The sequence below is a fragment of the Parendozoicomonas haliclonae genome (assembly GCF_900174585.1).
Classification (GTDB): domain Bacteria; phylum Pseudomonadota; class Gammaproteobacteria; order Pseudomonadales; family Endozoicomonadaceae; genus Sansalvadorimonas; species Sansalvadorimonas haliclonae.
Genome location: NZ_FWPT01000004.1, coordinates 179,033 through 203,663 on the forward strand (window position 1 = coordinate 179,033; position 24,631 = coordinate 203,663).

The 24,631-nt window shown below is 51.3% G+C and carries 19 protein-coding genes; 11 read left to right on the plus strand and 8 right to left on the minus strand.

Going from position 1 to position 24,631, the window contains the following annotated elements; translation table 11 throughout:
* Window positions 1–44: 44 nt before the first annotated feature.
* Window positions 45–983, minus strand: a complete 939-nt coding sequence (locus EHSB41UT_RS09985) for an alpha/beta fold hydrolase (protein WP_087109324.1) — start codon at window positions 981–983, stop codon at window positions 45–47.
* Between the two features lie 200 nt (window positions 984–1,183).
* On the opposite strand from EHSB41UT_RS09985, the gene EHSB41UT_RS09990 reads away from it, so the two are divergent.
* The 8 genes from EHSB41UT_RS09990 (at window position 1,184) to EHSB41UT_RS10025 (ending at window position 11,869) form a co-directional block, all read left to right on the plus strand.
* Window positions 1,184–3,223 carry an LTA synthase family protein gene (locus EHSB41UT_RS09990; RefSeq protein WP_087109326.1) on the plus strand — a complete coding sequence of 680 codons (2,040 nt, stop codon included), beginning with the start codon at window positions 1,184–1,186 and terminating at the stop codon, window positions 3,221–3,223.
* A 171-nt stretch (window positions 3,224–3,394) separates the two neighbouring features.
* Window positions 3,395–4,273 carry an Hsp33 family molecular chaperone HslO gene (gene hslO / locus EHSB41UT_RS09995; protein WP_087109328.1) on the plus strand — a complete coding sequence of 293 codons (879 nt, stop codon included), beginning with the start codon at window positions 3,395–3,397 and terminating at the stop codon, window positions 4,271–4,273.
* Between the two features lie 161 nt (window positions 4,274–4,434).
* The gene (locus EHSB41UT_RS10000) at window positions 4,435–5,799 is read left to right on the plus strand and encodes a hypothetical protein (protein WP_087109330.1); all 1,365 of its coding nucleotides are present in this window, start codon (window positions 4,435–4,437) and stop codon (window positions 5,797–5,799) included.
* A gap of 111 nt (window positions 5,800–5,910) precedes the next feature.
* Window positions 5,911–8,289, plus strand: coding sequence for a Tex family protein (locus EHSB41UT_RS10005; protein WP_087109332.1), 2,379 nt, complete (start codon window positions 5,911–5,913; stop codon window positions 8,287–8,289).
* Between the two features lie 219 nt (window positions 8,290–8,508).
* Entirely contained in the window at window positions 8,509–10,101 is a 1,593-nt protein-coding gene (gshA, locus tag EHSB41UT_RS10010) for a glutamate--cysteine ligase (protein ID WP_242667275.1), read from the plus strand.
* A gap of 108 nt (window positions 10,102–10,209) precedes the next feature.
* Window positions 10,210–10,713 (plus strand): disulfide bond formation protein B, encoded by a 504-nt coding sequence (locus tag EHSB41UT_RS10015; RefSeq protein ID WP_087109336.1) that lies wholly within the window; start codon window positions 10,210–10,212, stop codon window positions 10,711–10,713.
* 78 nt (window positions 10,714–10,791) lie between these two features.
* On the plus strand, window positions 10,792–11,139 hold the full coding sequence (locus EHSB41UT_RS10020; RefSeq protein ID WP_087109338.1) for a CidA/LrgA family protein: 348 nt from the start codon (window positions 10,792–10,794) through the stop codon (window positions 11,137–11,139).
* Window positions 11,132–11,869, plus strand: a complete 738-nt coding sequence (locus EHSB41UT_RS10025) for an LrgB family protein (RefSeq protein WP_087109340.1) — start codon at window positions 11,132–11,134, stop codon at window positions 11,867–11,869. The genes EHSB41UT_RS10020 and EHSB41UT_RS10025 overlap by 8 nt, the downstream gene beginning before the upstream one ends.
* Here EHSB41UT_RS10025 and EHSB41UT_RS10030 read toward each other — a convergent pair.
* Window positions 11,840–12,130 (minus strand): hypothetical protein, encoded by a 291-nt coding sequence (locus EHSB41UT_RS10030; RefSeq protein ID WP_133060463.1) that lies wholly within the window; start codon window positions 12,128–12,130, stop codon window positions 11,840–11,842. The genes EHSB41UT_RS10025 and EHSB41UT_RS10030 overlap by 30 nt on opposite strands.
* A 229-nt stretch (window positions 12,131–12,359) precedes the next feature.
* Between EHSB41UT_RS10030 and zapB the strand changes: the two genes are divergently transcribed.
* The gene (gene zapB / locus EHSB41UT_RS10035; RefSeq protein ID WP_087109344.1) at window positions 12,360–12,572 is read left to right on the plus strand and encodes a cell division protein ZapB; all 213 of its coding nucleotides are present in this window, start codon (window positions 12,360–12,362) and stop codon (window positions 12,570–12,572) included.
* 70 nt (window positions 12,573–12,642) lie between these two features.
* On the opposite strand, the gene brnQ is transcribed toward zapB, so the two are convergent.
* On the minus strand, window positions 12,643–13,959 hold the full coding sequence (gene brnQ / locus EHSB41UT_RS10040; protein ID WP_087109346.1) for a branched-chain amino acid transport system II carrier protein: 1,317 nt from the start codon (window positions 13,957–13,959) through the stop codon (window positions 12,643–12,645).
* 235 nt (window positions 13,960–14,194) lie between these two features.
* Here brnQ and EHSB41UT_RS10045 point away from each other — a divergent pair, with 235 nt between their 5' ends.
* On the plus strand, window positions 14,195–14,665 hold the full coding sequence (locus tag EHSB41UT_RS10045) for an Lrp/AsnC family transcriptional regulator (protein ID WP_087109348.1): 471 nt from the start codon (window positions 14,195–14,197) through the stop codon (window positions 14,663–14,665).
* A 31-nt stretch (window positions 14,666–14,696) separates the two neighbouring features.
* Here EHSB41UT_RS10045 and EHSB41UT_RS10050 read toward each other — a convergent pair whose 3' ends face one another.
* Together EHSB41UT_RS10050 and EHSB41UT_RS10055 are read right to left on the minus strand one after the other, a co-directional pair.
* On the minus strand, window positions 14,697–16,628 hold the full coding sequence (locus tag EHSB41UT_RS10050; protein ID WP_087109350.1) for an ATP-binding cassette domain-containing protein: 1,932 nt from the start codon (window positions 16,626–16,628) through the stop codon (window positions 14,697–14,699).
* A gap of 114 nt (window positions 16,629–16,742) precedes the next feature.
* Window positions 16,743–17,720, minus strand: coding sequence for a histone H1-like repetitive region-containing protein (locus EHSB41UT_RS10055; RefSeq protein WP_087109352.1), 978 nt, complete (start codon window positions 17,718–17,720; stop codon window positions 16,743–16,745).
* Window positions 17,721–18,462: 742 nt separating this feature from the next.
* On the opposite strand from EHSB41UT_RS10055, the gene bamJ reads away from it, so the two are divergent.
* A complete protein-coding gene (bamJ, locus tag EHSB41UT_RS10060; protein ID WP_087109354.1) occupies window positions 18,463–19,212 on the plus strand; it encodes a BamJ family beta-barrel-assembly machinery protein in 750 nt (249 codons plus the stop codon).
* Window positions 19,213–19,290: 78 nt separating this feature from the next.
* Here the strand turns inward: bamJ and rsd are convergent, their stop codons facing one another.
* From rsd to aceE, 3 genes are all read right to left on the minus strand, one after another.
* Complete coding sequence (gene rsd / locus EHSB41UT_RS10065) at window positions 19,291–19,776, minus strand: sigma D regulator (protein ID WP_341350348.1); 486 nt, start codon at window positions 19,774–19,776, stop codon at window positions 19,291–19,293.
* A 361-nt stretch (window positions 19,777–20,137) separates the two neighbouring features.
* Window positions 20,138–21,772, minus strand: a complete 1,635-nt coding sequence (gene aceF, locus EHSB41UT_RS10070) for a dihydrolipoyllysine-residue acetyltransferase (RefSeq protein WP_087109357.1) — start codon at window positions 21,770–21,772, stop codon at window positions 20,138–20,140.
* A gap of 57 nt (window positions 21,773–21,829) precedes the next feature.
* Window positions 21,830–24,490, minus strand: coding sequence for a pyruvate dehydrogenase (acetyl-transferring), homodimeric type (gene aceE / locus EHSB41UT_RS10075; RefSeq protein ID WP_087109359.1), 2,661 nt, complete (start codon window positions 24,488–24,490; stop codon window positions 21,830–21,832).
* Window positions 24,491–24,631 lie beyond the last annotated feature (141 nt).

A 24,631-nucleotide genomic window follows, 5' to 3' on the forward strand; every position in this document is an offset into this window, starting at 1 on the left:
GCCAGTGTAGTACAGCCTGTTCGCGGTACTGCCAGAGAAGTGCTCTATACGCTCCCGGCAAACTGACGGAAGGCTGTAGCAACCTTCTTGGGAGCCTCCAGCATAGGAACATGGCCAATCCCGGGCAGGGTGACAGACTTCAGGTTCGGCATATATTTCGCCATCACTTCGATACTGGAAATATCGAGCACCCGATCTTCTTCTCCCCAGATCACTAAAGACGGGACGGTGATGGCAGCGAGTATTGCTTCAATCTGCTCAGGGTTACCCATTTCATCGCGGGATTTGAGCATATCGGCAAAGATGGTGTCATTGAGGGCTGCTCGGGCAATAGCTTTCCGCTCAAGCACGGCAGGAACTGGCCAGGGCATAAATGGTCGCTTACTCATTACAAAGCTCATAAGCACCTCGTAATCGCCCTTCTCCCGAGCAATCAGCGGGTTCTCACCCTTCTCCAGCAGCTGGAAGAACTCGCTCTGCACCGGGGATTCGATACCAGCATTATCCACCAGCATAAGCGTGTGCAGTGCATCTTGATGAGAAGCGGCAAACTGCAGGCCTATGGCTCCGCCCATGGAGTTGCCAATAAAGTGAACCTTGGCGATACCAAGCTGATCCAGCAAAGCCTTGATTCGGTCTGCTTGAGCGGGAATCTCAAAGTTCAGAGGATTGCCCTGATTATCTGATTCCTGACTGCTTTCACCATGGCCAGCCAGATCAACGGCCAGAATCTGGTATTGATCCCCCAACTGCCCGGCCAGATGAATCCAGTTGTCTTTATCTGCGCCAAAGCCATGCACCATGAGAATGGTTTCAGCCCCAGGCTTCCCACCCCGCAGAAGAGAGAAATTAATATTGCCAACGGATATCTGCTCCAGCTGCAGCCCGGCCCTTGAACGCTCCATCTTGATAGCTGCGTTATAAAACCCGTCCTGCATTTTCCAGAGGGCGGCCTGCAATCGGGAAGGTTGGTGAGAAGACATGGCACTCCCTTGTGATGGTTCAGTTACATAATTCAGCTGGTGTATAGAGAAACTGAACTATCTTATCAGCAATTTTTCAGGCGATGGTGGCAGGAACTTCTCGGACTTTCTGCTCTGCGGCCAGTATTTAAACCTATAACCAGAACTATTACTGGAAGCCGGTGTCGTATAACGATTATCTAGCAATTACACCTGACCGGATGAAACGATATTCCCTGAAATCAGACCTGATGTTTATGGTCTGCTCCTTCCTGAGCCTGATGGCTCTAAGTTCTCTTGCCCGACTGCTACTGTTCTACTGGAACAGCGAACTGGCCACTCACGCACCCGGCAGTGAAATCGCCATGGGCTTTTGGGTTGGTCTTCGGTTCGACTTGATAATCTGCTCTGCAACTATTCTTCCCATGGCTTTCGGCCTGCTGTTTCCCAGAGGCTTGTCTGCGCGCAGTTTCTGGGTCGCCTGGTTGATGATACTTTCAGGGATCATGATTCTCGTCGCATTGGTCGAACCGGTTTTCTACGATGAGTTTCATACCCGTCTGAACAGCATCGCCGTTCAATATCTGAATGAAGATCCGGCCACCGTAATAAGCATGATCATTAACGGTACGCCCTTCTTTACGCTCCTGATCGTCTGGGCTGTCTGTCTGGCCGTCATGTTCACGGTCTACACATGGCTGGATAAATGTTTTCGGGAACCGGAGTATGCATCGGGTGTAAAAGCCTGGTGGCCACGGGTGCCGGCCTTTATTGTCGTGATGTTTCTGCTGGCCGTTGGCTTTCGGGGCGGAACAATCCGCAGTGGTGCACCGTTACGCTGGGGAGATGCTGTTCACAGCCAGAGTCCCTTTGCCAACCATCTTGCCCTGAATGGCGTTTATACCTTTATCAAAGCTATCGAACGTTTGGGGGATAAGAAAGACTCCAACACAGTCTGGCTGACAGCCATGGAGAATCAGGCCGCACTGGATATCACCCGACAAATGATTCTGCAGCCGGAAGACAAGCTGCTGGATCCCAGGTCGCTTGCGCTTTACCGGGAAACCACTCCAAAAGAACGACTGCTGCCCGATAACGTCACCAACGTTGTCTATATCCTGATGGAAAGTTTTTCCTCGCGCTTTATTGGTGCCGAGGGAGATACAAATAATATTACGCCGTACTTTGATGCGCTGACTGAAGAAGGCTTGTTGTTCACCCGGGCTTTTTCAAACGGTACTCATACCCATCAAGGAATGTTCGCGACCTTCGCCTGTTTTCCCAACACACCGGGTAACGAGTACCTGATGCAGAGTGAAGAAGGGCATACCCATTTCAGCGGTTATCCTGCCGTTATGAGTGACTTGGGGTATGAGAGCAATGCCTATGTTTATAACGGCGCTTTCAACTGGGATAACCAGTTAGGCTTTTTTGGTAACCAGGGGATTACGCATTTTGTCGGCCGTGACGAGATGAAGAATCCCAAGTTTATTGATCCGACCTGGGGTGTTTCCGACGAAGACATGTTTAACCGGGCACTGGAAGAACTGGATGCCTTGAACAACAAAGGCAAACCCTTCTTTGCGATGCTGCAAAGCCTCTCCAACCATATGCCTTATGCCGTGCCGGAGCAGCTGGAGATTGAACCGGTAACTTCCATGGGCTCCCGCAATGAACGCATGACTGCCATGCGTTATTCCGACTGGGCACTCGGGGAGTTCTTTAAAGATGCCAAACAGAAGCCCTGGTACAACAACACATTATTTGTATTGGTTGGGGATCATGGTTTCAGCGTTAACGACATGGTGACGCCGGTTGATCTGCTTCGTCACCATGTTCCGGTGTTGATGATCGCTCCCGGACTGCGGGAAGCTGTTGGTGCGACCAATAATAAGGTGATGTCGCAACTTGATGTTGTTCCAACCGCGACCAGCCTGTTCGGCAAGCCGTTTGCTCAACACTGCTGGGGACGAAACATTCTGGCACTGCCAGAGAACGATCCTGGTTTTGCTATCGTCAAACCGTCCGGCAATGATCCTCTGGTGGCTTTCATCAAAGGGGATAAGGTTTTGGTCAAACAGCCGGAGCTGAACCCGGAACTCTTCCGCTACCAGCTGGGGCCACAGCCTTCAGCACAAGAGCTGAATGAGCCCTCGGTATTAGCAGATATGTATGAACAGCTCTCGGCCTTCCTACAAACCGCCATGCGTAGCCTGAACAATAAATCTGTTGGCGATAAACCGGGGCTGGAAGACCTTTAACCGTAACGGATTTCTTATCATCCCGGCCTGTAAAGATGCTTTCTATAAGGAGCCGGGATGGCCTGCCTTCCAATTTCTACAACGGTATACGCATTGCCTGCGCTGGAATTACGATTCAAACAGGTATAATAAAGGCCTTCTGTTTGAAAACTACAGGCATTGCCCAAACCCATGATGCAGACCGATGTCGCCCAGCGTTTTATTTTCGACAACACAGATATCCGCGGTGAACGTGTACAGCTGAACGCCAGCCTGCAGGAAGCTCTGGCTCCCCATGCTTACCCGCAGATGATCAAAGAGCTGCTGGGAGAGCTGGCTGCCGCGGCTGTCCTGTTAAGCACTACTCTGAAGTTTGAAGGTCGTATGACTCTTCAGGCTCGTTCTTCCGGCCCGGTTTCCCTGCTGATGGTCGAGTGTACCGACCAGCGCACCTTCCGCGGTATTGCCCGCTGGGATGACGAGCAACTGACCCCAACCACCACCGGCCTGCACGCACTGCTGCCAGATGGTCATCTGGTGATTACCATTGACCCGGTTAAAGGCGCTCGCTACCAGGGTCTGGTTGCCCTTGAAGGGGAAAACCTGGCTGAAAGCCTGAGCAGTTACTTTGCACAATCAGAGCAGCTGCCGACTCGCCTGTGGCTTAGCTGCGACGGCAATCAGGCCGGCGGATTCCTGCTCCAGGCTCTGCCTGCCAGCAAAGATGCTGATGCCAAAACCACTGCCGAAAGATGGCAGCATGTGACCTTCCTGGCAGACACTCTAAAGCAGGATGAACTGCAAAGTCTGCCAACGGTAGATCTGCTGCACCGTCTCTATCACGAAGAGGAAGATGTGCGTCTGTTTGATGCTCAGGAAGTGAAGTATGTGTGCAACTGTTCCCGCGAGCGTACCGGTAATGCTCTGGCAACTGTAGCACCGGCTGATCTGCGTGAGATGCTGGAAGAGCAGGGCCAGATCGATATGGACTGCCAGTTCTGCAACACCCGCTACACCTTTACTGAACAGGATGTTGCCTCATTGCTGGGTGAAGGCGAAACCCGTCATTAAGACCTTGGTCTTATGGCTGTCCTGTTCCCATGCTCGAACGCGGGAACAGGACTATTTCTCCTGCCACCTTGGTCGGAGCTCCCACCTAAGTCCCATTTCCGGCTTTCCGGTTCCCTCCTATGGTCATCATATAAGCAAAAAATATGATTGGGAGAGAAACTATGAACCGTATGAATCCGGCAGACAAACAAGCCATCAAACAACAGTTAAGCGACTGGATGCAGAGCCAATCTAACCCATCTGCATACAGCAAGGTGACGCACAATCATCGCACGGTGCAGCGCACAGCTCGTCCAACACCAGGATATATTCCCCGTGATTCGGAAACAGACTACAGAGCCATGCTCGATAACCAGCGACAGCGCAAGGTCTCTACCAGTTCCAGCTCTGGCAGCATCAGCAGTATGGACAGTGGCCGGGGAACCATGAGCAACTCCAGCAGCCTGGATTCTCTCTCGAGCCTGTCTTCTGACTCTACGGTTTCTGGTGCCAGTGGCGTCTCCAAAGTCAGTGATAAAAGCAGCAATGGTGACAATCCGGTGATGAAGCCCGGAGATCTGCTGATCTTTGAAAGCAGCAGTAACTGGGGTCAGGCGATGATCAAGCTTTCTGCTGGCGATGAGCCTCTGCCAATGGGGCACGTCTGCATGATGATCGGTCACAAAGAGGGTGCCGACCCAGCCAGCACAGATCCGGCCGACTTGCTTTTTGTCACGACAGACATCCGCGGTGTGGGCACCTTTACGCTGGAAGAGATTATGGAAACCTATCGGGAAGAATATTCCAGTGCCTGGATTCTGCCGATAAAGCATAAACTGAGTGATGATAAAGTTGCCCAGTTTAAACACAGTGCGGACCACCTGACCGAACACACGACCTTTTACAATATTCCCGGCGCCTTGATCGGCCTGACCAAAATGCTGGCTCATATTCAGCTGCCAACACCAGAGAACGCCAAGGCCAAAGGTAAATATTCATTCTGTTCACAGGCTGTTGCCCAGGTATTGAGTGATTCCGGTTTGCAACCTGCGGACTTGAAAAGCCATGAAGTCCCTACGGCCAGTCTGGCTTATATGATCGACAAGAGCGGTAACTTTATTTTCTCGAACCAGGCCCGGCATATTCATGACTATTATCCGGAGCGGTACTTCGATGATCATGATCCGGTGGAATTTGAAGCCCGACCAAGCCGTATCCTTGATCCGGCTAAACGTCTGGAAAAAACCTTTATGGTGGTCAGCCGCTCCAAGGAGATGCAGAACATTCTCCAGCGGGAATACAAGAAATTGTCTGACAAACCCAAGACCGCCCAGACTGAAGCCGAGAACCGTATGCAGCAGCTGGCCGGTATGAAGCGGGAGAACTGCCAGACCAAGAAACGGGATGACAGCAAGCCGCTGGTTGAGACGGTGGATCTCTACATCAATGGCCTGTGGGTGCCGGTACCAATCACCCAGTGTGTGGACCCATCCAAGCTCTACCAATCCCAGGAAGTGGCTCCCGGTGTCTTCGCCATCGCGGTATAAACACCCCACTTCTCTGATAAAAACCTGCCCGGAAACCGATGAAGGCTGGGAACTCAGCCCTTCATCGGTATAATCCCTGCTTTGCCCTATAAGACGCATAGAGAATAGTTGATGGAGAGCATCTTTCAGCGCATCGCCTCTGAACTGAATGTCAGGGAGCAGCAGGTGTCCGCGGCCGTGCAACTTCTCGATGAAGGAGCCACCGTACCGTTTATTGCCCGTTACCGGAAAGAAGTGACCAACGGGCTGGACGATACCCAGCTGCGTAACCTTGAAGAACGTCTGCGCTATCTGCGCGAGATGGAAGAGCGCCGTGATGCGATTCTGAAGAGCATTGCCGAGCAGGACAAGCTCACCCCGGAACTGGAAAAGGCCATCAACTCGGCCGACACCAAGACCCGCCTTGAAGACCTTTACCTTCCTTACAAGCCTAAGCGCCGCACCAAGGGCCAGATCGCTATCGAAGCGGGCCTGGAGCCACTGGCTGACGCGCTGTTCAATGACCCATCCCTGAACCCGGAAGCTGAAGCTGCCAAGTTTATTGATTCCGAGAAGGGCGTTGAAGACGTTAAAGCCGCTCTGGATGGCGCCAAGTACATCCTGATGGAACGCTTCAGTGAAGACGCTGACCTGATCGGTCGTCTGCGTGATTTCCTGTGGGAAGAAGGCATCCTGTCCAGCCGAGTCATGACCGGCAAGGAACAGGAAGCGGCCAAGTTCCGTGACTACTTTGAACATAACGAGCCACTGAAGACCACGCCATCCCACCGTGCACTGGCGATATTCCGTGGTCGTAACTCCGGCCTGCTGTCTGCCTCCGTAATTATTGAAGGTACTGAAGACCGCACCGTCACTCACCCTTGCGAGCTGACCATTGCCGAGCATTGGGGCATTGAGGACGAAGGTCGTGCTGCTGACAAGTGGCTGAAAGATACCGTTCGCTGGACCTGGCGTGTAAAGCTGCTGCCGCAGCTGGAAACCGAACTGATGGGCCGCATCCGTGAATCCGCGGAAGAAGAAGCCATCAAGGTGTTCTCCAAGAACCTGAGCGATTTGCTGCTGGCTGCCCCTGCCGGCCCTCGCGCCACCATCGGCCTCGACCCTGGTCTGCGTACCGGTGTTAAGGTTGCTGTTTGTGATGGCACCGGCAAGCTGGTTGATCACACCACCATCTTCCCGCACGTCCCTCACAACAAGTGGACAGAATCCCTCGGCACCATTGCCAAGTTGGTTCTCAAGCACAATGTGGAACTGATCGCGATCGGCAATGGTACAGCTTCCCGTGAAACCGACCGTTTTGCGGCAGAGGTGATCAAGCAGTTCCCGAAACTGAACCTGTCCAAGATCGTGGTGAGTGAAGCTGGCGCTTCTGTTTACTCTGCTTCTGAACTGGCGGCCAAGGAATTCCCGGATCTGGATGTCTCCTTCCGTGGCGCGGCATCCATTGCCCGTCGTCTGCAGGATCCACTGGCTGAACTGGTTAAGATCGAGCCTAAGGCTATCGGTGTTGGTCAGTACCAGCACGACGTGTCCCAGACTCACCTGGCCCGTTCTCTGGAATCGGTGGTGGAAGACTGTGTAAACGCCGTGGGTGTTGATGTGAACACTGCTTCCAGCGCACTGCTGACCCGTGTTTCCGGTCTGAACGCTACTATCGCCCAGAACATCGTCAGCTACCGCGACGAGAACGGTGCGTTTGCTAACCGTGAGCAGCTGAAGAAGGTTTCCCGCCTCGGCGACAAGACCTTTGAACAGTGTGCCGGCTTCCTGCGAATTATGAACGGCGACAACCCGCTGGACCGTTCTGCGGTTCACCCAGAAGCCTATCCTGTGGTTGAGAATATTGCTGCCAAGTTCACCCGCGATGTCCGTGGTCTGATTGGTGACACTCTGTTCCTGCGTGGCGTTAATGCGGCTGACTTCACTGATGAAACATTTGGCCTGCCAACTGTGACTGACATCATCAAGGAACTGGACAAGCCGGGCCGTGACCCTCGCCCTGAGTTCAAAACCGCCAAGTTCCAGGAAGGCGTTGAGGACATCAAAGACCTCAAGCTGAACATGGAACTGGAAGGTGTGATCAGCAATGTGACCAACTTTGGCGCGTTTGTGGATATCGGTGTTCACCAGGACGGTCTGGTTCACATCTCCGCACTGTCCAGCAAGTTCGTGAAGGATCCTCGCGAAGTGGTTAAGGCCGGTGACGTTGTGCGTGTGAAGGTTCTGGAAGTGGACGTCGAACGTCGTCGTATTGCTCTGACCATGCGTCTGTCTGACGATGCCAATGCGCAGCCTGCCGAGCAGAGCCAGCGTCCAGCCCGTAACGACAGAAACGGTGGCCGCAGCCAGGCCCCTCGTGGTGGCCAGAACGCAAGCTCCCGTGGCAATAATCGCCCTGCAGGCAACCAGAACCGTGGTGGCCAGAGCAAGGCTCCGGCAGGCGGCTCATTTGCTGATCTGTTTGCCAATGCCAAGAAACTGCGTAAGTAAACCAGACGTATAAAGTAGTTGTGCCATGTCACCTTAATCGGGGCATGGCACGTCCGTATTAGGGCAGTGATACTACAGGTGCCAGTTCTAATGTTAGCTCTTTGCGCTTGTCGACAGCCGATGTATAGTGCTTGGTTCCTGTGGTATTACTGACTGTTATGAGCACCGCCACATGGCTTCATGGCTGGCGTGCTGATACGACACCAGAAAGGTTATATCTTGTCTGCCAGATTCTCGCACCGTCTCCAGATTTTATCCGAGGGAGACAACAAGGCCTGCCTGCAGCAGATTCAGCATGGCATAGAGAAAGAGGGGCTGCGGGTAACACCCGATCTCCAGCTCTCACAGATCCAGCACCCGCGTGCGCTGGGCTCCACACTGACACATCCTTACATCACCACTGACTATTCCGAAGCGCTGCTGGAATTCATCACGCCGGTTTATCTGAACCCGGAAGATGCACTGAACTTCCTGAGCGAACTGCACACCGAAGCCCTGAACAAACTGCCAGAAGGTGAGTTTATCTGGGCCACCAGCATGCCGCCGGTTCTGCAGGGTGATGATCTGATTCCCATCGCCACCTATGGCGACTCCAATATCGGCCAGATGAAGTATGTTTACCGTCAGGGTCTGGCTCATCGCTATGGTAAAGCGATGCAGACTATTGCCGGTATTCATTACAACTTCTCTCTGCCAGAACAGTTCTGGGAAATTATCCGCAAAGCCGATGGTGACAGCAGTGATCTTTCTGCACAGGACTACCAATCTGCCAGTTACTTTGCGCTGATTCGCAACTTCCGCCGTTATGCCTGGCTGCTGAGCTATCTGTTCGGTTCATCCCCAGCGGTGGACGCCAGCTTCCTGGAAGGCAACGATCAGCACGGACTTGATCGTCTGGATGACCAGACCTGGTATCTGCCTTGGGCAACCTCCCTGCGTATGAGTGATCTGGGTTACACCAGTGATGCCCAATCCAGCCTGGCGATCTGCTACAACACGCTGGATAACTATGTCGAAAGCCTCTGGAGCGCCATTCATACTCCGTACCCGGACTATGAAAAAATTGGTGTGAAAGGCTCGGACGGTCAGTACCGTCAACTCAATACCAATCTTCTTCAGATCGAGAACGAGTACTACAGCACGATTCGTCCCAAGCGAGTGACGCAGTCCGGAGAGAAGCCGGTTGTCGCCCTGAAAGAGCGTGGTGTTGAGTACATTGAAGTACGCTGTCTCGACATCAACCCACTCATGCCTTTGGGTATTAATGCGGCTCAGGCCCGTTTTCTGGATACCTTCCTGCTGTTCTGTGCTCTGGAAGACAGTCCTGAAATCTCCGATGACGAATGCGACATTATCGCCAGCAACTTTGGCCTGAGTGTACGTGAGGGACGTAAGCCAGACCTTCAACTTCACGATGGCAGCCGCCCACGAGGGCTGACCGAATGGGGTGCTGAGCTGCTGGAACGTATGCAGCCGATTGCAGAGCTCCTCGATAACGTCAGCGGAACCTCTCTGTATCAGGAAAGTCTGAGCAGTGAAGGTAAGAAACTGAATGATGTGTCGCTGACACCATCGGCGATTATCCTGAAGGTTCTGGAAGGTGGACAGTCATTCCGTGGCTATTCCGCTCAACAGTCCCGGATACAGGATGACAAGCTGCGTTCCCAAAAGCTGGATTCGGAGCGTCAGGGCTATTTTGATGATATCGCAGAAAGATCTCTGCATGATCTGGCTGATAAGGAAATGTCTGACACTGTGGACTTTGCGACCTTTCTTCATGAATACTTTACTTCAGAAGAGATAAAGGCCTGAGCTGGAAAACAGACCTTATTGATACGCATGGTTGCTGCAGACTAATTACAGGCTGCCCGTTCATCTGATGAGCAGGGCAGTCAGACAAAGCAAATAACCAGGATCAACATGACGTTACCTACATCCCGACTCCTGTATTTACTGATCTTTCTTTCCTCCGCCGGCCTGATTGCCGGTGCCATGTTCTTTGAACATATTATGGAGCTTGAGCCCTGCCCACTGTGCATGAGCCAGCGCATTGCTGTGCTGGCACTTGGTCTGGTGGGCCTGATTGGTTGGATTCACAACCCGACGGGAAAAGGCAAACGTGTTTATGGTGGGTTTATTTTGCTGTTTGCTCTGATGGGCGCGGCGCTCGCCATCCGCCAGCTCTATATCCAGCATCTGCCGCCTGATGCCGTTCCCGCTTGCCTGCCAAGCCTGGAGTATCTCGTTGAAGTCATGCCCATTGTTGAGCTGATGTCGGTGATGCTCAGCGGGACGGGTGACTGCGCAGAAGTACAATGGGTATTCCTTGGCCTCAGTATTCCGGGTTGGACGCTGGTGTGCTTTATCGGCTACGCACTGCTTGGTATTCTCGAACTTGTACGTAAGCCTGCATCCAGCAACTGAGTGTTGTTAACCGGCAGGATGCTCTCCTGCCGGGTTTCGCCTATCCGGTAACCTGACAAAAACTTCAAAGTATTGGTTATGCGTGGCCTGTTTATTCTTCTGCTGTTTCAGACCTTCGGTGAGCTTGGTACACGCTTGCTGAACCTTCCTTTACCCGGCCCGGTTCTGGGAATGTTTTTGCTATTTGCCTATCTCGCGGTCAGAGGTTTTGTCCCGGAGAGTGTGGATAAAAGCAGCCAGTTTCTCATCCATTATCTTGGCTTGCTCCTTATTCCTGCGGCAACAGGTTTTGGCTATTACCTTGCTGATGCTGAAGACCAGATTATCCCGATTTTGGTAGCGGCAACGTTTGGAACCATTCTGACCATCATCATTGTCGCGCTGCTAATGGATAAGCTGATCGCTCAGGAGAACAACAATGAATAAACTCCTGAACGCCGACTTTACCGAACGACTGTCTTTTATAGCCGATAGCCCGCTTGTCGGAATCACATTAACTGTCGGTGCCTTTCTGCTGGGTCAGCGCATCTACGAGAAGTGTGGTCGCTTTCCTCTTTTGCATCCGATTCTGATCGCCGTATTAAGTATTACTGTCTTTCTGCAGCTGACCGGTGTTTCCTATGACAACTACAAAGACAATATGGCGATCTTCAGCCTTTTACTGGGTACCGCTACTGTTGCTCTGGCAGTTCCTCTTTATCAGCAGCTCCACTTGATACGCAGCCATGCAAAGGCTCTGCTGATCACCTTACTGGTTGGCTTTCTGCTTGCACCAGCCATAGCTTTGGCTTTTGCCTGGTTTACCGGAGCCAGTGCAACCACACTTTTATCTCTTGCAGCCAAGTCTGTCACCACGCCTATCGCCATGGCGGTCACTGAGAGTATTGGTGGCATCCCGCCTTTAGCGGCCGGAACTGTGATATTTGTTGGTATTGTCGGCGCACTTGTTGGCCCGGCGCTGATGGATCGTATGAATATTCACAACAAGGCTGTACGTGGCTTTACTCTTGGCCTGACATCCCATGCCGTTGGTACAGCACGAGCTTTTGAACTGGACCCTGTCACCGGTGCATTTTCCAGCCTGGGGTTGGCTTTGACTGGCGCCATAACCGCTCTGATTGTTCCGTTACTCTGGCACCTCTTCCAGACGTTCTAGCAGATCATCCGGCAGTTCCGACAAGTTGTAACTGGTCAGGTCGAGGGAATAACAGATATCCAGTACATACCGGGCAACGGCAAGGATTAGTTTTAGAAACTCCTGCTCAATATCAGACGACACAAATCGTATGGAGTAATGGGTCAGATAGTCGTCTACCGTCCAGCCTTCCATCGTAGTGATGCAAAAAGCACGCATGGCTTCATCAGAAACATTTTTCCGGGAAACAATCGATCCAAATGCCCCTGATACCCTATGCATTGTTTGTTACCACGACGCTTTACCGGCTTGATTATAGAAAGCGTTGCTCACTTCGCCCGATTGAAGACCATCGTCTTTTACTTACAAAAACATCTATTCGCCATCTAAACGTGTCTATTTATCCCGATTTTGGTTTAAACGTGTAACATACCGGTCTATTGTTATTTACTCGCAGCTACTTAAACTCCTAATATGAGCGGGTATATTTACTGATCATGAGATACAACTTATGTCCATCGAATCCTTAACCCAGCTCGAATCCAAAATCCAAAGCGCAATTGAAACTATCGGCATCTATCGTCTTGAAATCGACGAGCTGCGCGAAGCGAAAGAAAAGCTGGAAAAGGAAAACATTGAACTGCGTGGCGAACTGCAGTCCTGGTCTGAAAAGGTCGGCGCTCTGCTGGGGCGTCTGGACACAGTTCAGGAAGAAGACGTTTAATTCTTCCATCAAGAAAAAGGCTGCCAGATGGCAGCCTTTTTCGTATCAATGGGATCAAGATCCCAACAGATCAGGCTTCTGCAAGATTCTCTTTGCTGCCACCGGCAAGGGACAGCATAAACCCTGCAAGGCCCGGTGCCAGCCAGCCCAGACTGTCCGCATGCAACGGCAACCAGGACAGAACACCTTCAGAGATACCCGCAGCCCAGGTCACACCACTCGCTGCCAGACCATCAACAAGGCCAACAACAAACACTGGCAACAAAGTCATCATATAAGTCTTGATCGGTGACTTCAGGAAACCACGCACCAGTGCCAGCAGGATCAAAGCAATCGCAAACGGGTAGATGATCAGCAATGCAGGGATTGTGACTTCCAACAGCTGGGTCAGACCAACGTTGGCAATCAGGGCGCTCACCAGCGTACACAGGATCACCCAACCACGATAACCCAGCATCGGCAGCACTTCGCTGAAGTACTCACCACAGGCCGTCATCAGACCTACGGAAGTTGTCAGACAGGCCAGAGTGATGGAAATACCCAGAAGAACCGTACCCCAGGAGCCATACAGGCCTTCGATGTACGCGGTCAGAATATCTGCACCGTTTTCAGCACCAGGAATCACACTGTGGCTGGTCGCACCCAGGTAAGCCAGTGTCAGGTAAACCGCTGCCAGACCCACCGCCGCAATCACACCAGCAGTGATGGTGTAGCGGGTCATCTCATTTTTGTCAGTCACCCCACGCTGACGCAGCGCAGTGATAATTACGATACCAAAGGCAAGAGAGGCCAGGGTGTCCATAGTCTGGTAACCCTGCTGGAAGCCCCAGGAGAAGGCACTGTCCTTAATACCGGTTACGGTACCCAGCTCACCCAGAGGGAACAGGAAGACACCAGCTGCAATGGCTAGCAATACCAGTACCAGCATTGGAGTAATGATTTTGCCGATGTTATCGATCAGGCGGCCCGGAAACAGACATAGCAACAAGGTAACGCCAAAGAAAGCGATGCTATAAATCATCTGGCCGTATTCAGCATCCGGGAATGCGCCGGCGAAGCTCATTTCCCAGGCAACGATACCGGTCCGTGGGGCCGCAAACAGGGGGCCGATGGAGAGATAAAGCACCAGACCAACAACCATGGCCACCCAGGAAGGGAGATCACGGGTAAAGCTGCTCAGACCTCCACCCAAACGGGCAGTGGCAATGACACCCAGTAGCGGTAGGCCTACACCTGTTAACAGGAAGCCTAGAATGGCGACAACAAGATCAGGTCCGGCAACCTGTCCCAGGTAAGGTGGAAATATCATATTTCCTGCGCCCAAAAACAGCGCAAAGGTCATCAGACCTACTGCAGTTACATCTGCTGCTTTTATGGATGAAGACAAGGACTACCCCTTAAGCCGTATATATATGGACAATAGTAAATTATTAGAAACTGCCTCTGACGCATTGATTGGTTTATGCAGAGGCATAGATCACGGCGACACGCTAATTTTAAACCATATTTCTGAACAAAGATTGCAAACTACAGTCACCCGCGCGGTCGTTTAGCTATAAAATTCCAATCCTTAAGGATTTTTGAAATTTTGTTTTAACCCTCTGAATTTGCAGTAGAAATTCATGAAACTTGATCGCCACGACTTACGCATTCTGGATGAGCTTCAGAAGAACGCCCGGATCACTAACCAGGACCTTGCAGACAAGATCGGTTTATCGCCTTCACCTTGCCTGAGACGGGTTAAAGCGCTTGAAGAGAGCGGGATAATTATTGACCAGGTTTCTCGCCTCAACCCATCAGCTCTGGGGCTCAAACTCTGTGCCTTTGTGCATATCAGTCTGGACCGACATACCCCGGAACGCTTCGAGAGTTTTGAGCGACAGGTTCTTAATTATCCAGAAGTGATGGAGTGCCATCTGATTGCGGGGCAGTCTGCAGATTACATGTTGAAAGTCATCGTTCCGGATATGGAACACTACCATGAGTTCCTGATCACCAAAATTACGCCACTGGAGGGCGTAACGGGCGCTCACTCCAGTTTTGTTCTGAGAAACCCTGTGAATCGCACGGCTCTTCCGTTACCAATCCAGTAGAAAGCTCCCTGAGGAGCTTTCTACTGGGAAGTTAGTCTGCCAGATTGGTCAGGTTCTCTTCCGCCGTTTCCAGCTCTTCAGAAGCCAGCATCCATTGCTCTTCAACATCAGAGGCCTGTTTGCTGAGCTCTGCCTGCTTATCAAGCAGCTTTTTCAGCTGATCCCTGGCAGAGTCTTCATAGAGAGACATATCACCCAGCTGCTCTTCAATCTTGGCCAGTTCCTGCTGGAGCTTATCCAGCTGGTTCTCCAGCTTCTCTACAGCCTGACGGTAAGGGCGCAACTTTTGCCGCAGCTCGGCTTCCAGACGCTTTTTGGCTTTCTTGTCCTGAGCTGTCACGCGTAACTCTGAAGGAACCGTTCCCTCAAGCTCATTCGCCTTATTAACTTCTTCCCGCTTGATCTTTGCCAGCCAACTGGAATATTCGTCCAGATCGCCTTCATAGACATCGACCTTGCCATCGTGAACCAGATAGAGATCATTCACGGTGTATCGCAGCAAATGACGATCGTGGGACACCAGCACCATCGCACCATCAAACTCTTGCAGTGCCATGGTCAGAGCGTGGCGCATTTCAAGGTCCAGATGGTTGGTTGGTTCATCAAGCAACAGAAGGTTTGGTTTCTGCCAGGCAATCATTGCCAGAGCCAGACGCGCCTGCTCACCACCGGAGAAGGATCCGACCAGTTCATCAACCTTCTCGCCACGGAAGCCAAAAGACCCCAGAAAGTCTTTAATCTGCTGCTCACGAGCTTCCGGAGACATACGCTGAATATGAGTAGCCGGGGAGGCTTTCATATCCAGAGCTTCCAGTTGATGTTGGGCAAAGTAACCAATACGCAGGTGCTCGCCCCGCTGTTCCTCACCGGCAAGCTTCTGGAGTTCACCGGCCAGCGTTTTCACCAGCGTAGATTTACCAGCACCATTAGGTCCAAGCAGACCAATGCTGTCGCCTGGCTGAAGGCTGAGAGTTACCTTCTTCAGAATCTCGACGTCATAACCCAACCCGGCATCACGAACGGAGATCAGAGGGCTGGAAAGTTTGTCGGAGAGTGGAAACCTAAAGGTAAATGGAGAATCAATATGTGCCGGTGCCACAGACTCCATTCGAGCCAGCGCTTTAATGCGACTCTGGGCCTGACGCGCCTTGGTGGCTTTGGCACGGAAGCGTTCAATAAACTTGGTCAGGCGTTCCTGCTCACGCTGCTGACGTTCAAAAATGACCTGCTGCTGTGCCAGACGCTCTGAACGAATCCGCTCAAAGGCAGAGTAGTTGCCGCGATAAAGAGTAATCTCCTGCTTCTCGATATGGGCAATGTTCTCAACAATATTGTCGAGGAAGTCCCGGTCATGGGAAATCAGCAGCAGTGTGCCCGGATAACACTTTAACCATTCTTCCAGCCAGAGGATGGCATCCATATCCAGGTGGTTGGTCGGTTCGTCCAACAACAGCAGCTCAGAAGGGCACATCAGAGTGCGGGCGAGGTTCAAGCGCATACGCCAGCCACCGGAGAAGTCTTTCACGCTCCGGTTTATCTGGCCCTGATTAAACCCAAGGCCATGCATAAGCTGTTCGGCACGGGACCGGGCTGTATAGCCGTGATGAGCATCGAAGTCGGCATGCAGTCTGGCCAGTGCATTATCGTCGCCACTGGCTTCTGCTTCCGCAATGCCTCGCTCTATGCGACGAAGTTCATGGTCGCCGTCCAGCACATATTCGACTGCAGCCTGCTCAAGCGCCTCAACTTCCTGAGCCATGTGCGCAATGCGCCAGCCAGAGGGAATAGAGAAATCACCATTATCGGCATGAATGTTTCCCAGGATCAGGGCAAACAAAGTCGATTTACCGGAGCCATTTACTCCAGTCAGACCAATCTTTTGCCCGGGATGGATAACAAGGTTGCTGTCCGACAGCAAACGCTTGCCACCGCGTAAAATACTGACATTGCTTAATTTGATCATGGGGCGGATTTTAGGCTGATCAGTACTTCATTCCTACTGATAGAAAGAGGGAAGCTAAAAATAAATAACGGGGCTGAATAGCCCCGTTAGTGGTTTCATTCCGAAGGAATGATATTACTTACGCTTCTTCGCAGTCTTTCTTACGGCCTTGCGAGCAGCTGGCTTGCGCTTCACAGCAGCTTTCTTGGCAGTGGACTTGCGAACGGCTGGCTTACGCTTGGCAGCAGCCTTACGTACAGTCTTCTTGGCAGTCGACTTACGGGCAGCTGGCTTACGCTTGGCGGCAGCCTTGCGTACAGTCTTCTTGGCAGTTGACTTGCGAGCAGCTGGCTTACGCTTGGCAGCGGCCTTACGTACAGTCTTCTTGGCAGTTGACTTACGGGCAGCTGGCTTACGCTTGGCAGCAGCCTTGCGTACAGTCTTCTTGGCGGTCGACTTGCGAGCAGCTGGCTTACGCTTGGCTGCAGTCTTTCTTACAGTCTTCTTGGCAGTCGACTTGCGGGCGGTAGTCTTACGCTTCGCAGTAGTCTTCTTGGCTGCAGTCTTACGTGCAGTCGACTTGCGGGCGGTAGTCTTACGCTTGGCAGTGGTCTTCTTGGCCGCAGTCTTGCGGGCAGTGGACTTGCGGGCGGTAGTCTTCTTAGCTGCAGTCTTACGTGCAGTAGACTTGCGGGCAGTCGACTTACGAGCGGTAGTCTTACGCTTCGCAGTAGTCTTCTTGGCCGTAGTCTTACGGGCAGTGGACTTGCGAGCAGTCGTCTTACGCTTCGCAGTAGTCTTCTTGGCCGCAGTCTTGCGGGCAGTGGACTTGCGGGCGGTAGTCTTCTTGGCTGCAGTCTTACGTGCAGTAGACTTGCGGGCAGTCGACTTACGAGCGGTGGTTTTCTTGGCTGCAGTCTTACGGGCAGTGGACTTGCGAGCAGTAGTCTTACGCTTCACGGTAGTCTTTTTGGCCGTAGATTTGCGGGTGGTTTTACGAGCGGCTGTTTTCTTAGCCGTCTTCTTACGAGCAGGAGCCCGTTTTTTGGCTGCAGCACCGGCTTCCCGGCTTGCGGCCTCGGACTTGTCGAAGTCCTTTTCAACATTACTCATAGCTTTCTCCATTTAGCACTTGCAAGCGCGATACCTTCAGGCAGTGCCTTGCCGTCTGGTATCCAGATGCCATCGCGCTTATTCAGTACCTCGGAGCCCCGACATGAGCGATAGCGACTCTGGCCGATTTCAGCCATCCCTTCATGGACAGCCTACTTAAATCCTTTTACTGCTAAATTTTCCTGCTTTTCTCAGCCTTCATTTATAAGGCTGATTCAAAATCCTTTTTACTCAGCCAGCGTCAACCAAAACCAATGCTGAAAACTACAATATTTTATTTTTCGACTTATTAACTCCAAACTAAAACTGACAGCAATTCGTTACTACACATCCCACCACCTAACGAACAAACTGCTCTTCAAATCAACAACCAACACCCGTAAAAACTAATTCTAATAACTACATTTTTTTATACCTATTTCTCACATAGACCATAGACTAATCATTTACATAATTGCAAAAAAAATTCAATTAACGACACTGACACCTTCTTAACGAAAGAAGAAAACAACAAAACCAACATGCAATCAAACTCATTCACACAACAACAATTAAACAAAACAAGAAACGCCTGCATCACTCAATAACACTGTATTAATAGAGTTTTAATCGTAAATTTGTGTTTAAAACTGCCATTTTGTGCATATATATCACTCACGGATCTTGTCTTTGTCATAAAATTGAACAAGGATGGGCTGCTTAAGACAGCTTCTATGTATTTTTTCCTCAGAAAGGGAACGTAATGAAAGTCAAACTACTCGTCATAGCTCTTGTACTCTCTCTTGGAGCGCTCATTGCTGTACTCCTTAAACAGGAAGAAGCACCCACTCCAGCCGCCGAAGTAGCAACCAACACTGCCCCGGTAACAGACGCAGAAAAGCTGAGCTACAGCCTGGGTGCTCTGTTTGGTACGAGAATGGCAGAGGTATACAGCGATCTCGATACCAATATGGTTGTCGCTGGCATCAGTGATGCACTGGCAGATAAGAAGCTGGCTCTTTCTGAGCAACAGATGATGGAAATCATCCAGAAAGCACAGATGGAAGCTGCAGAGAAGCGCCAGAAAGAGATGATGGAGCAGGCTCAAAAGAACGCAGATAAAGGTGCAGCGTTCCTGAAGGAAAACGGTCAAAAATCTGACGTAGTCACCACTGACTCCGGCCTTCAGTACAAAGTCCTGTCAGAAGGTAAAGGCTCCAAGCCTGACGTTTCCAGCGAAGTCACCGTTAATTACGAAGGTAAACTGCTGGATGGCACCATCTTCGACAGCTCCTATGAGCGCGGTCAGCCTGCGACCTTCCGGGTTAATCAGGTTATCCAGGGCTGGACTGAAGCACTGCAAGGTATGCCGGAAGGTTCTGTCTGGGAACTCTACATCCCATCTGATCTGGCATACGGCCCTGGTGGTGCACCACAGGGCGGCATTGGTCCTAACGAGCTGTTGATCTTCAAGGTTGAACTGATCAAGGTGAATCAGAAAGCGGCTAACTAGCCGCGCCTGCTTCAAACCTGATCACAAAAAAGCCCTCACCGACAATGTCTGTGAGGGCTTTTACTATCTGGCTGTCTTTCAACCTACCGCATATTCCCCGGCTTCATCTTTATGGGAGTTGTGCAGCATGGCAATCAATTGATCTTCCAGTGAGAAACGCTCCTCCAAGGTCTCTCCAATCATTGAGAGTGTGGCCTGCAGTTCTGCGATATTCCCAAGCGTCTCACAGCTATCATTGAAATCCAGGCATGCACCTGTGTTTTTCTGAATAGCCTTGAACAGCTGCTGGGATGATGCCAAAGCATCCTTATCACCAAATTCAACAGCCTCCTGTTCAAGTTGCTCGTAGATTTCAAAATGTCCAGCAGATACATAATCAACAAGCAATTGGCAGAAATTACGCAATTTCTCTTGTAAAGGGCGTGAATCATCCCCCTGTGGATCAGCTCCGGTCATTGAACAATAAAGAACCAGCATGTTCTGTCGTTCATTTAACCAGCCGTCTATAAGGTCTGAAACTCCCCCCCACCTTTCTTTGGCTGACTTGCAACCCTCCAGCATCATCTTTCCCCTTTACTGTTAGCATCCAGATTTATACAGCCAGATCAGGAAAGACCGATCGAGGCTGATAACAATCGATCGGTTTTGTCTAGGGTACGGCAGCCAATATACGAACTTCAAGACTTAAAATTAAAATTTACTTCGGCATATTCAAAAAAAATAAAAACAACCCCAAACAATCGAATATTGATAATTATTAGAGATAAATAAAACAACAAAAATAATTATTTGATATTTGTATAAATAAAAAAATCGTCTACTCGCTATTAACGACAGGGGGTTTCTTTTATTTTCCGCTATCAAACATCACATAAAAAGAAAGGAGCCTTTCGACTCCTCTCCTTGTTTAGCCAACTCTTCTTTTTTACAGAAGCAATTTGCGAATATCTGCCAACAAAGTCGACAACAGCACTGCAAACTGTGCAGCTTCTGCACCATTAATTGCACGGTGGTCATAAGACAGCGACAGAGGAAGCATCAAACGAGGAACAAACTCGGAACCATTCCAGAATGGTTTCATGGAAGCCTTGGAGATTCCCAGAATCGCAACCTCAGGAGAGTTCACGATTGGAGTAAACGCTGTTCCACCAATAGAACCCAGGCTGGACAGTGTGAAGCAGCCGCCTTTCATTTCGGCAGGCTTCAGCTTTTTGTTACGAGCCTTGTCTGCCAGCTCAGCACATTCAGCCGCCAGCTCCCACAGACCTTTCTTATCCACATCCTTGAGTACAGGAACCACCAGCCCATCAGGAGTATCAACAGCAATACCAATGTTGACATAATTCTTCAGGATACGGTTCTGTCCGTCCGCAGAGAGTGACGCACAGAACTGTGGCATCTCTTTGAGAGCATAGGCCGCTGCTTTCAGCAGGAATGGCAGAGGTGTCAACTTCACGCCCTTCGCTTCAGCAACTGCCTTTTGCGCTTTACGGAAAGCTTCCAGCTCAGTGATATCTGCATCATCAAACTGAGTCACATGTGGAATGTTCAACCAGCTGCGCTGGAAGTTCTCAGCAGCTACCTTACGCAGCTTATTCAGAGGCTGAACTTCAATGTCCCCCCACTGACTGAAGTCCACTTCAGGGATCGCCGGGATTCCAGAGCCTGAAGTAACAGAAGCATTCGCAGCAACCGCTGGCTTGGACAACTGCTCTTTAACATAGCTCTGAACATCCTCTTTCAGGATGCGGCCTTTTGGTCCGGTACCTTTAACCAGAGTCAGATCGACACCAAACTCACGGGCGATCCGGCGCACGGCTGGGCCAGCATAAACAACACCAGCATTAACCGGTGCAGCTTGTGGCTGAGAAGCCTGAGCTGCTGGAACAACAGAAGCTGCGGCCTGAGGCTTTTGTTCTGCAGGTGCCGAAGCAACCGGTGCGGACTGTTCAGCTGGAGTCTGTGTTGGAGCAGGTGCAACGCCCTGAACTTCCAGAGTCACAACCAAATCACCTTCTCCCAACTCAGCACCCATAGCGGCGTTCACAGCCACTACCTTGCCTGCGTGGGTGGAAGGCACTTCCATTGTTGCTTTATCGGATTCCAGAGTGATCAGTGCATCATCAACCTGCACCTCATCACCAACAGCCACGGAAATCTCAACCACCGGCGCCTTATCACCACCGATATCAGGAACACGCACTTCAACTGTTTGAGTAGAAGAAGATTCAGCAGCAACTGCTGGTGCGGCTTCAACAACGGGTGCCGGCTGTTCTGCAGGTGCGTCTTCCACTGGTGCCAGAGCTGGCTCTGGTGATTCTGCGGCCTCTGTTTCAATCAGCAGCATATCCATGCCTTCGTTCAAGGTGTCACCCACCTTCACGAGTACATCAACAACCTTGCCGGCTTTCGGTGCCGGAATTTCCATGGTTGCCTTATCGGATTCCAGAGTCATGACCGTGTCTTCAGCAGAGACTACGTCACCCGGAGCCACATTGATCTCTACAACTTCGCCGCCGTCGCCGCCAAGATCAGGAACTTTGATTATTTCTTGTGCCATTCTCAATAGCCTTTCAGTCAACCCGGCTCCTGTGAGCCGGGTGGCGAACATTTGATATCAGCTGTACAGAGGAGACGCTTTCTCTGGGTCAATGCCCAGTTTTTCAGCAGCTTCTTTCAATACGGCCTTGTCCAGTTCTCCGTCCTTGACCAGGCCAGTGAGGGCAGCGAAAGCAACATAGTTGCGGTCAACTTCAAAGAACTTACGCAGATTCACGCGGGTGTCGGAGCGGCCATAACCGTCAGTACCCAGTACCACGAAGGTGTTCGGAACAAACTCACGAATCTGGTCGGCGTAGAGCTTCATATAGTCAGTAGCAACAATCACAGGACCTTTGGTACCGGTCAGTTTCTGTTCTACCCAGCTCTGACGAGGCGCAGCTTCCGGATTCATCATGTTCCAGCGAGCCGCTTCCAGACCATCACGACGCAGTTCGTTGAAGCTGGTTGCACTCCAGATATCGGATTCCACACCAAAGTCATTGCGAAGAATCTCAGCCGCAGCACGTACTTCTTCAAGAATAGTGCCACAACCCATCAGCTGAACACGTGGTGCTTCGTTCTTCTGACCTTCACTGAAGCGGTATAGACCTTTCAGGATACCTTCCACAACATCATCACCTTCCGGAATAGCAGGCTGAACGTAGTTCTCGTTCATGGTGGTGATGTAGTAGTAAACATTCTCCTGCTCGCCATACATGCGACGCAGACCGTCCTGAATAATAACCGCCAGCTCATAACCGTAAGTTGGGTCATAGCTGATGCAGTTCGGAACAGTGCTCGCCAGAATATGGCTGTGACCATCCTGATGCTGCAGACCTTCACCATTCAGAGTGGTTCGACCGGAGGTTGCGCCAATCATGAAGCCACGAGCCTGAATATCACCAGCAGCCCATGCAAGGTCACCCGTACGCTGGAAGCCGAACATGGAATAGAAGGCGTAGAACGGAATCATTGGGATGTTGTTGTTGCTGTATGAGGTCGCAGCAGCGATCCAGGCAGCATGAGCACCCGCTTCGTTAATACCTTCTTCCAGAATCTGACCAGTGATGGACTCTTTGTAGAACATCAGCTGATCGGAATCCTGCGGCTCGTACTTCTGGCCGTGAGCTGAGTAAATGCCCAGCTGGCGGAACATGCCTTCCATACCAAAGGTACGGGCTTCATCCGGGATAATCGGCACAATGTGCTTGCCCAGAGACTTGTCCTTCACCAGCACACCCAGAACCCGGTTAAAGGCCATGGTGGTAGAAATTTCACGCTCTCCACTGCCTTTCAGCACCGCATCAAACGCAGACAGCTCTGGAATAGTCAGCTGAACATCGGTATTACGGCGACGCTGTGGAATAAAGCCACCCAACCCTTCACGATGCTTGCGCATGTAAACCATTTCCGGGCTGTCAGCATCTGGCTTGAAGTAAGGCAGGCTTTCCAGATCATCATCCTTGATCGGCAGATCAAAACGATCACGGAACTGCTTAAGATCATCCAGTGGCAGCTTCTTGATACTGTGGGTGACGTTAGCCGCTTCGCCAGTTGCACCAGTACCGTAGCCTTTTACGGTCTTGGCCAGAATAACGGTCGGACGACCTTTGGTGTTCACCGCTTCATGATAAGCCGCGTAAACCTTGTAAGGATCGTGGCCACCACGGTTCAGACGCCAGATGTCGTCATCAGAGAGGTTTGCCACCATCTCTTTAGTTTCCGGATAGCGACCAAAGAAGTGCTCACGGGTCCAGGCACCACCTTTGTTCTTACAGTTCTGGTAGTCACCATCAACCGCTTCATCCATCAGCTGCTGCATGACACCGTCTTTATCCTGGGCAAACAGCTGATCCCAATGGCGGCCCCATACGACCTTGATCACGTTCCAGCCGGCACCACGGAAGACGCCTTCCAGCTCCTGAATAATTTTGCCGTTACCGCGAACCGGGCCATCAAGACGCTGCAGGTTACAGTTAACGACGAAGACCAGGTTGTCCAGATGCTCACGACCGGCAAGAGAGATTGCGCCAAGGGATTCCGGCTCATCCATCTCACCGTCACCCAGAAATGCCCAGACCTTACGATTCTGCTCTGGCATCATGCCGCGGTTAATCAGGTACTTCATAAAGTGAGCCTGATAGATCGCCTGCAGTGGGCCAAGGCCCATGGATACAGTCGGGAACTGCCAGAAGTCAGGCATCAGCCATGGGTGAGGGTAGGAAGAAAGACCTTTACCATCGACCTCAGAACGGAAGTTATCCATCTGATCTTCAGTGATACGACCTTCCAGATAAGCACGGGAATAAATACCCGGTGCTACGTGACCCTGGTAGTACACCAGATCACCGTCACGGTCGCTGTCAGGACCATGGAAGAAATAGTTGTAGCCAATGTCGTACAGCGTCGCACTGGAGGCGAAAGACGAGATATGGCCACCCAGATCCCCACCACGCTTGCTGGCACGCTGCACCATTGCCAGAGCATTCCAGCGCACCAGGGAACGTATACGACGCTCCATAAACAGGTCGCCAGGCATTTTGGCTTCTTTGGCAGAAGGGATGGTGTTTCTGTAAGGAGTCGTGATGGCGTAAGGCAGCTGTGTACCTTTACGGCTTGCGCGACGAGCAAGACGAGTCAACAGATAATGAACCCGCTCCTCACCTTCATTTTCCAGAACGGCTTCAAGCGCATCAAGCCATTCCTGTGTCTCGACTGGATCAGTGTCACGATGCATGTAGTTTGCCCCCGGTACCGAACGAAATCAGTATAGTTTGAGGATATTTAGCGGGATGCCGAATAGAGAACAAATCAATATGAGGACATCCTTGTAATTTTGTATGTAATTACACTACATAATAATGGCTTTTTGCAAGGT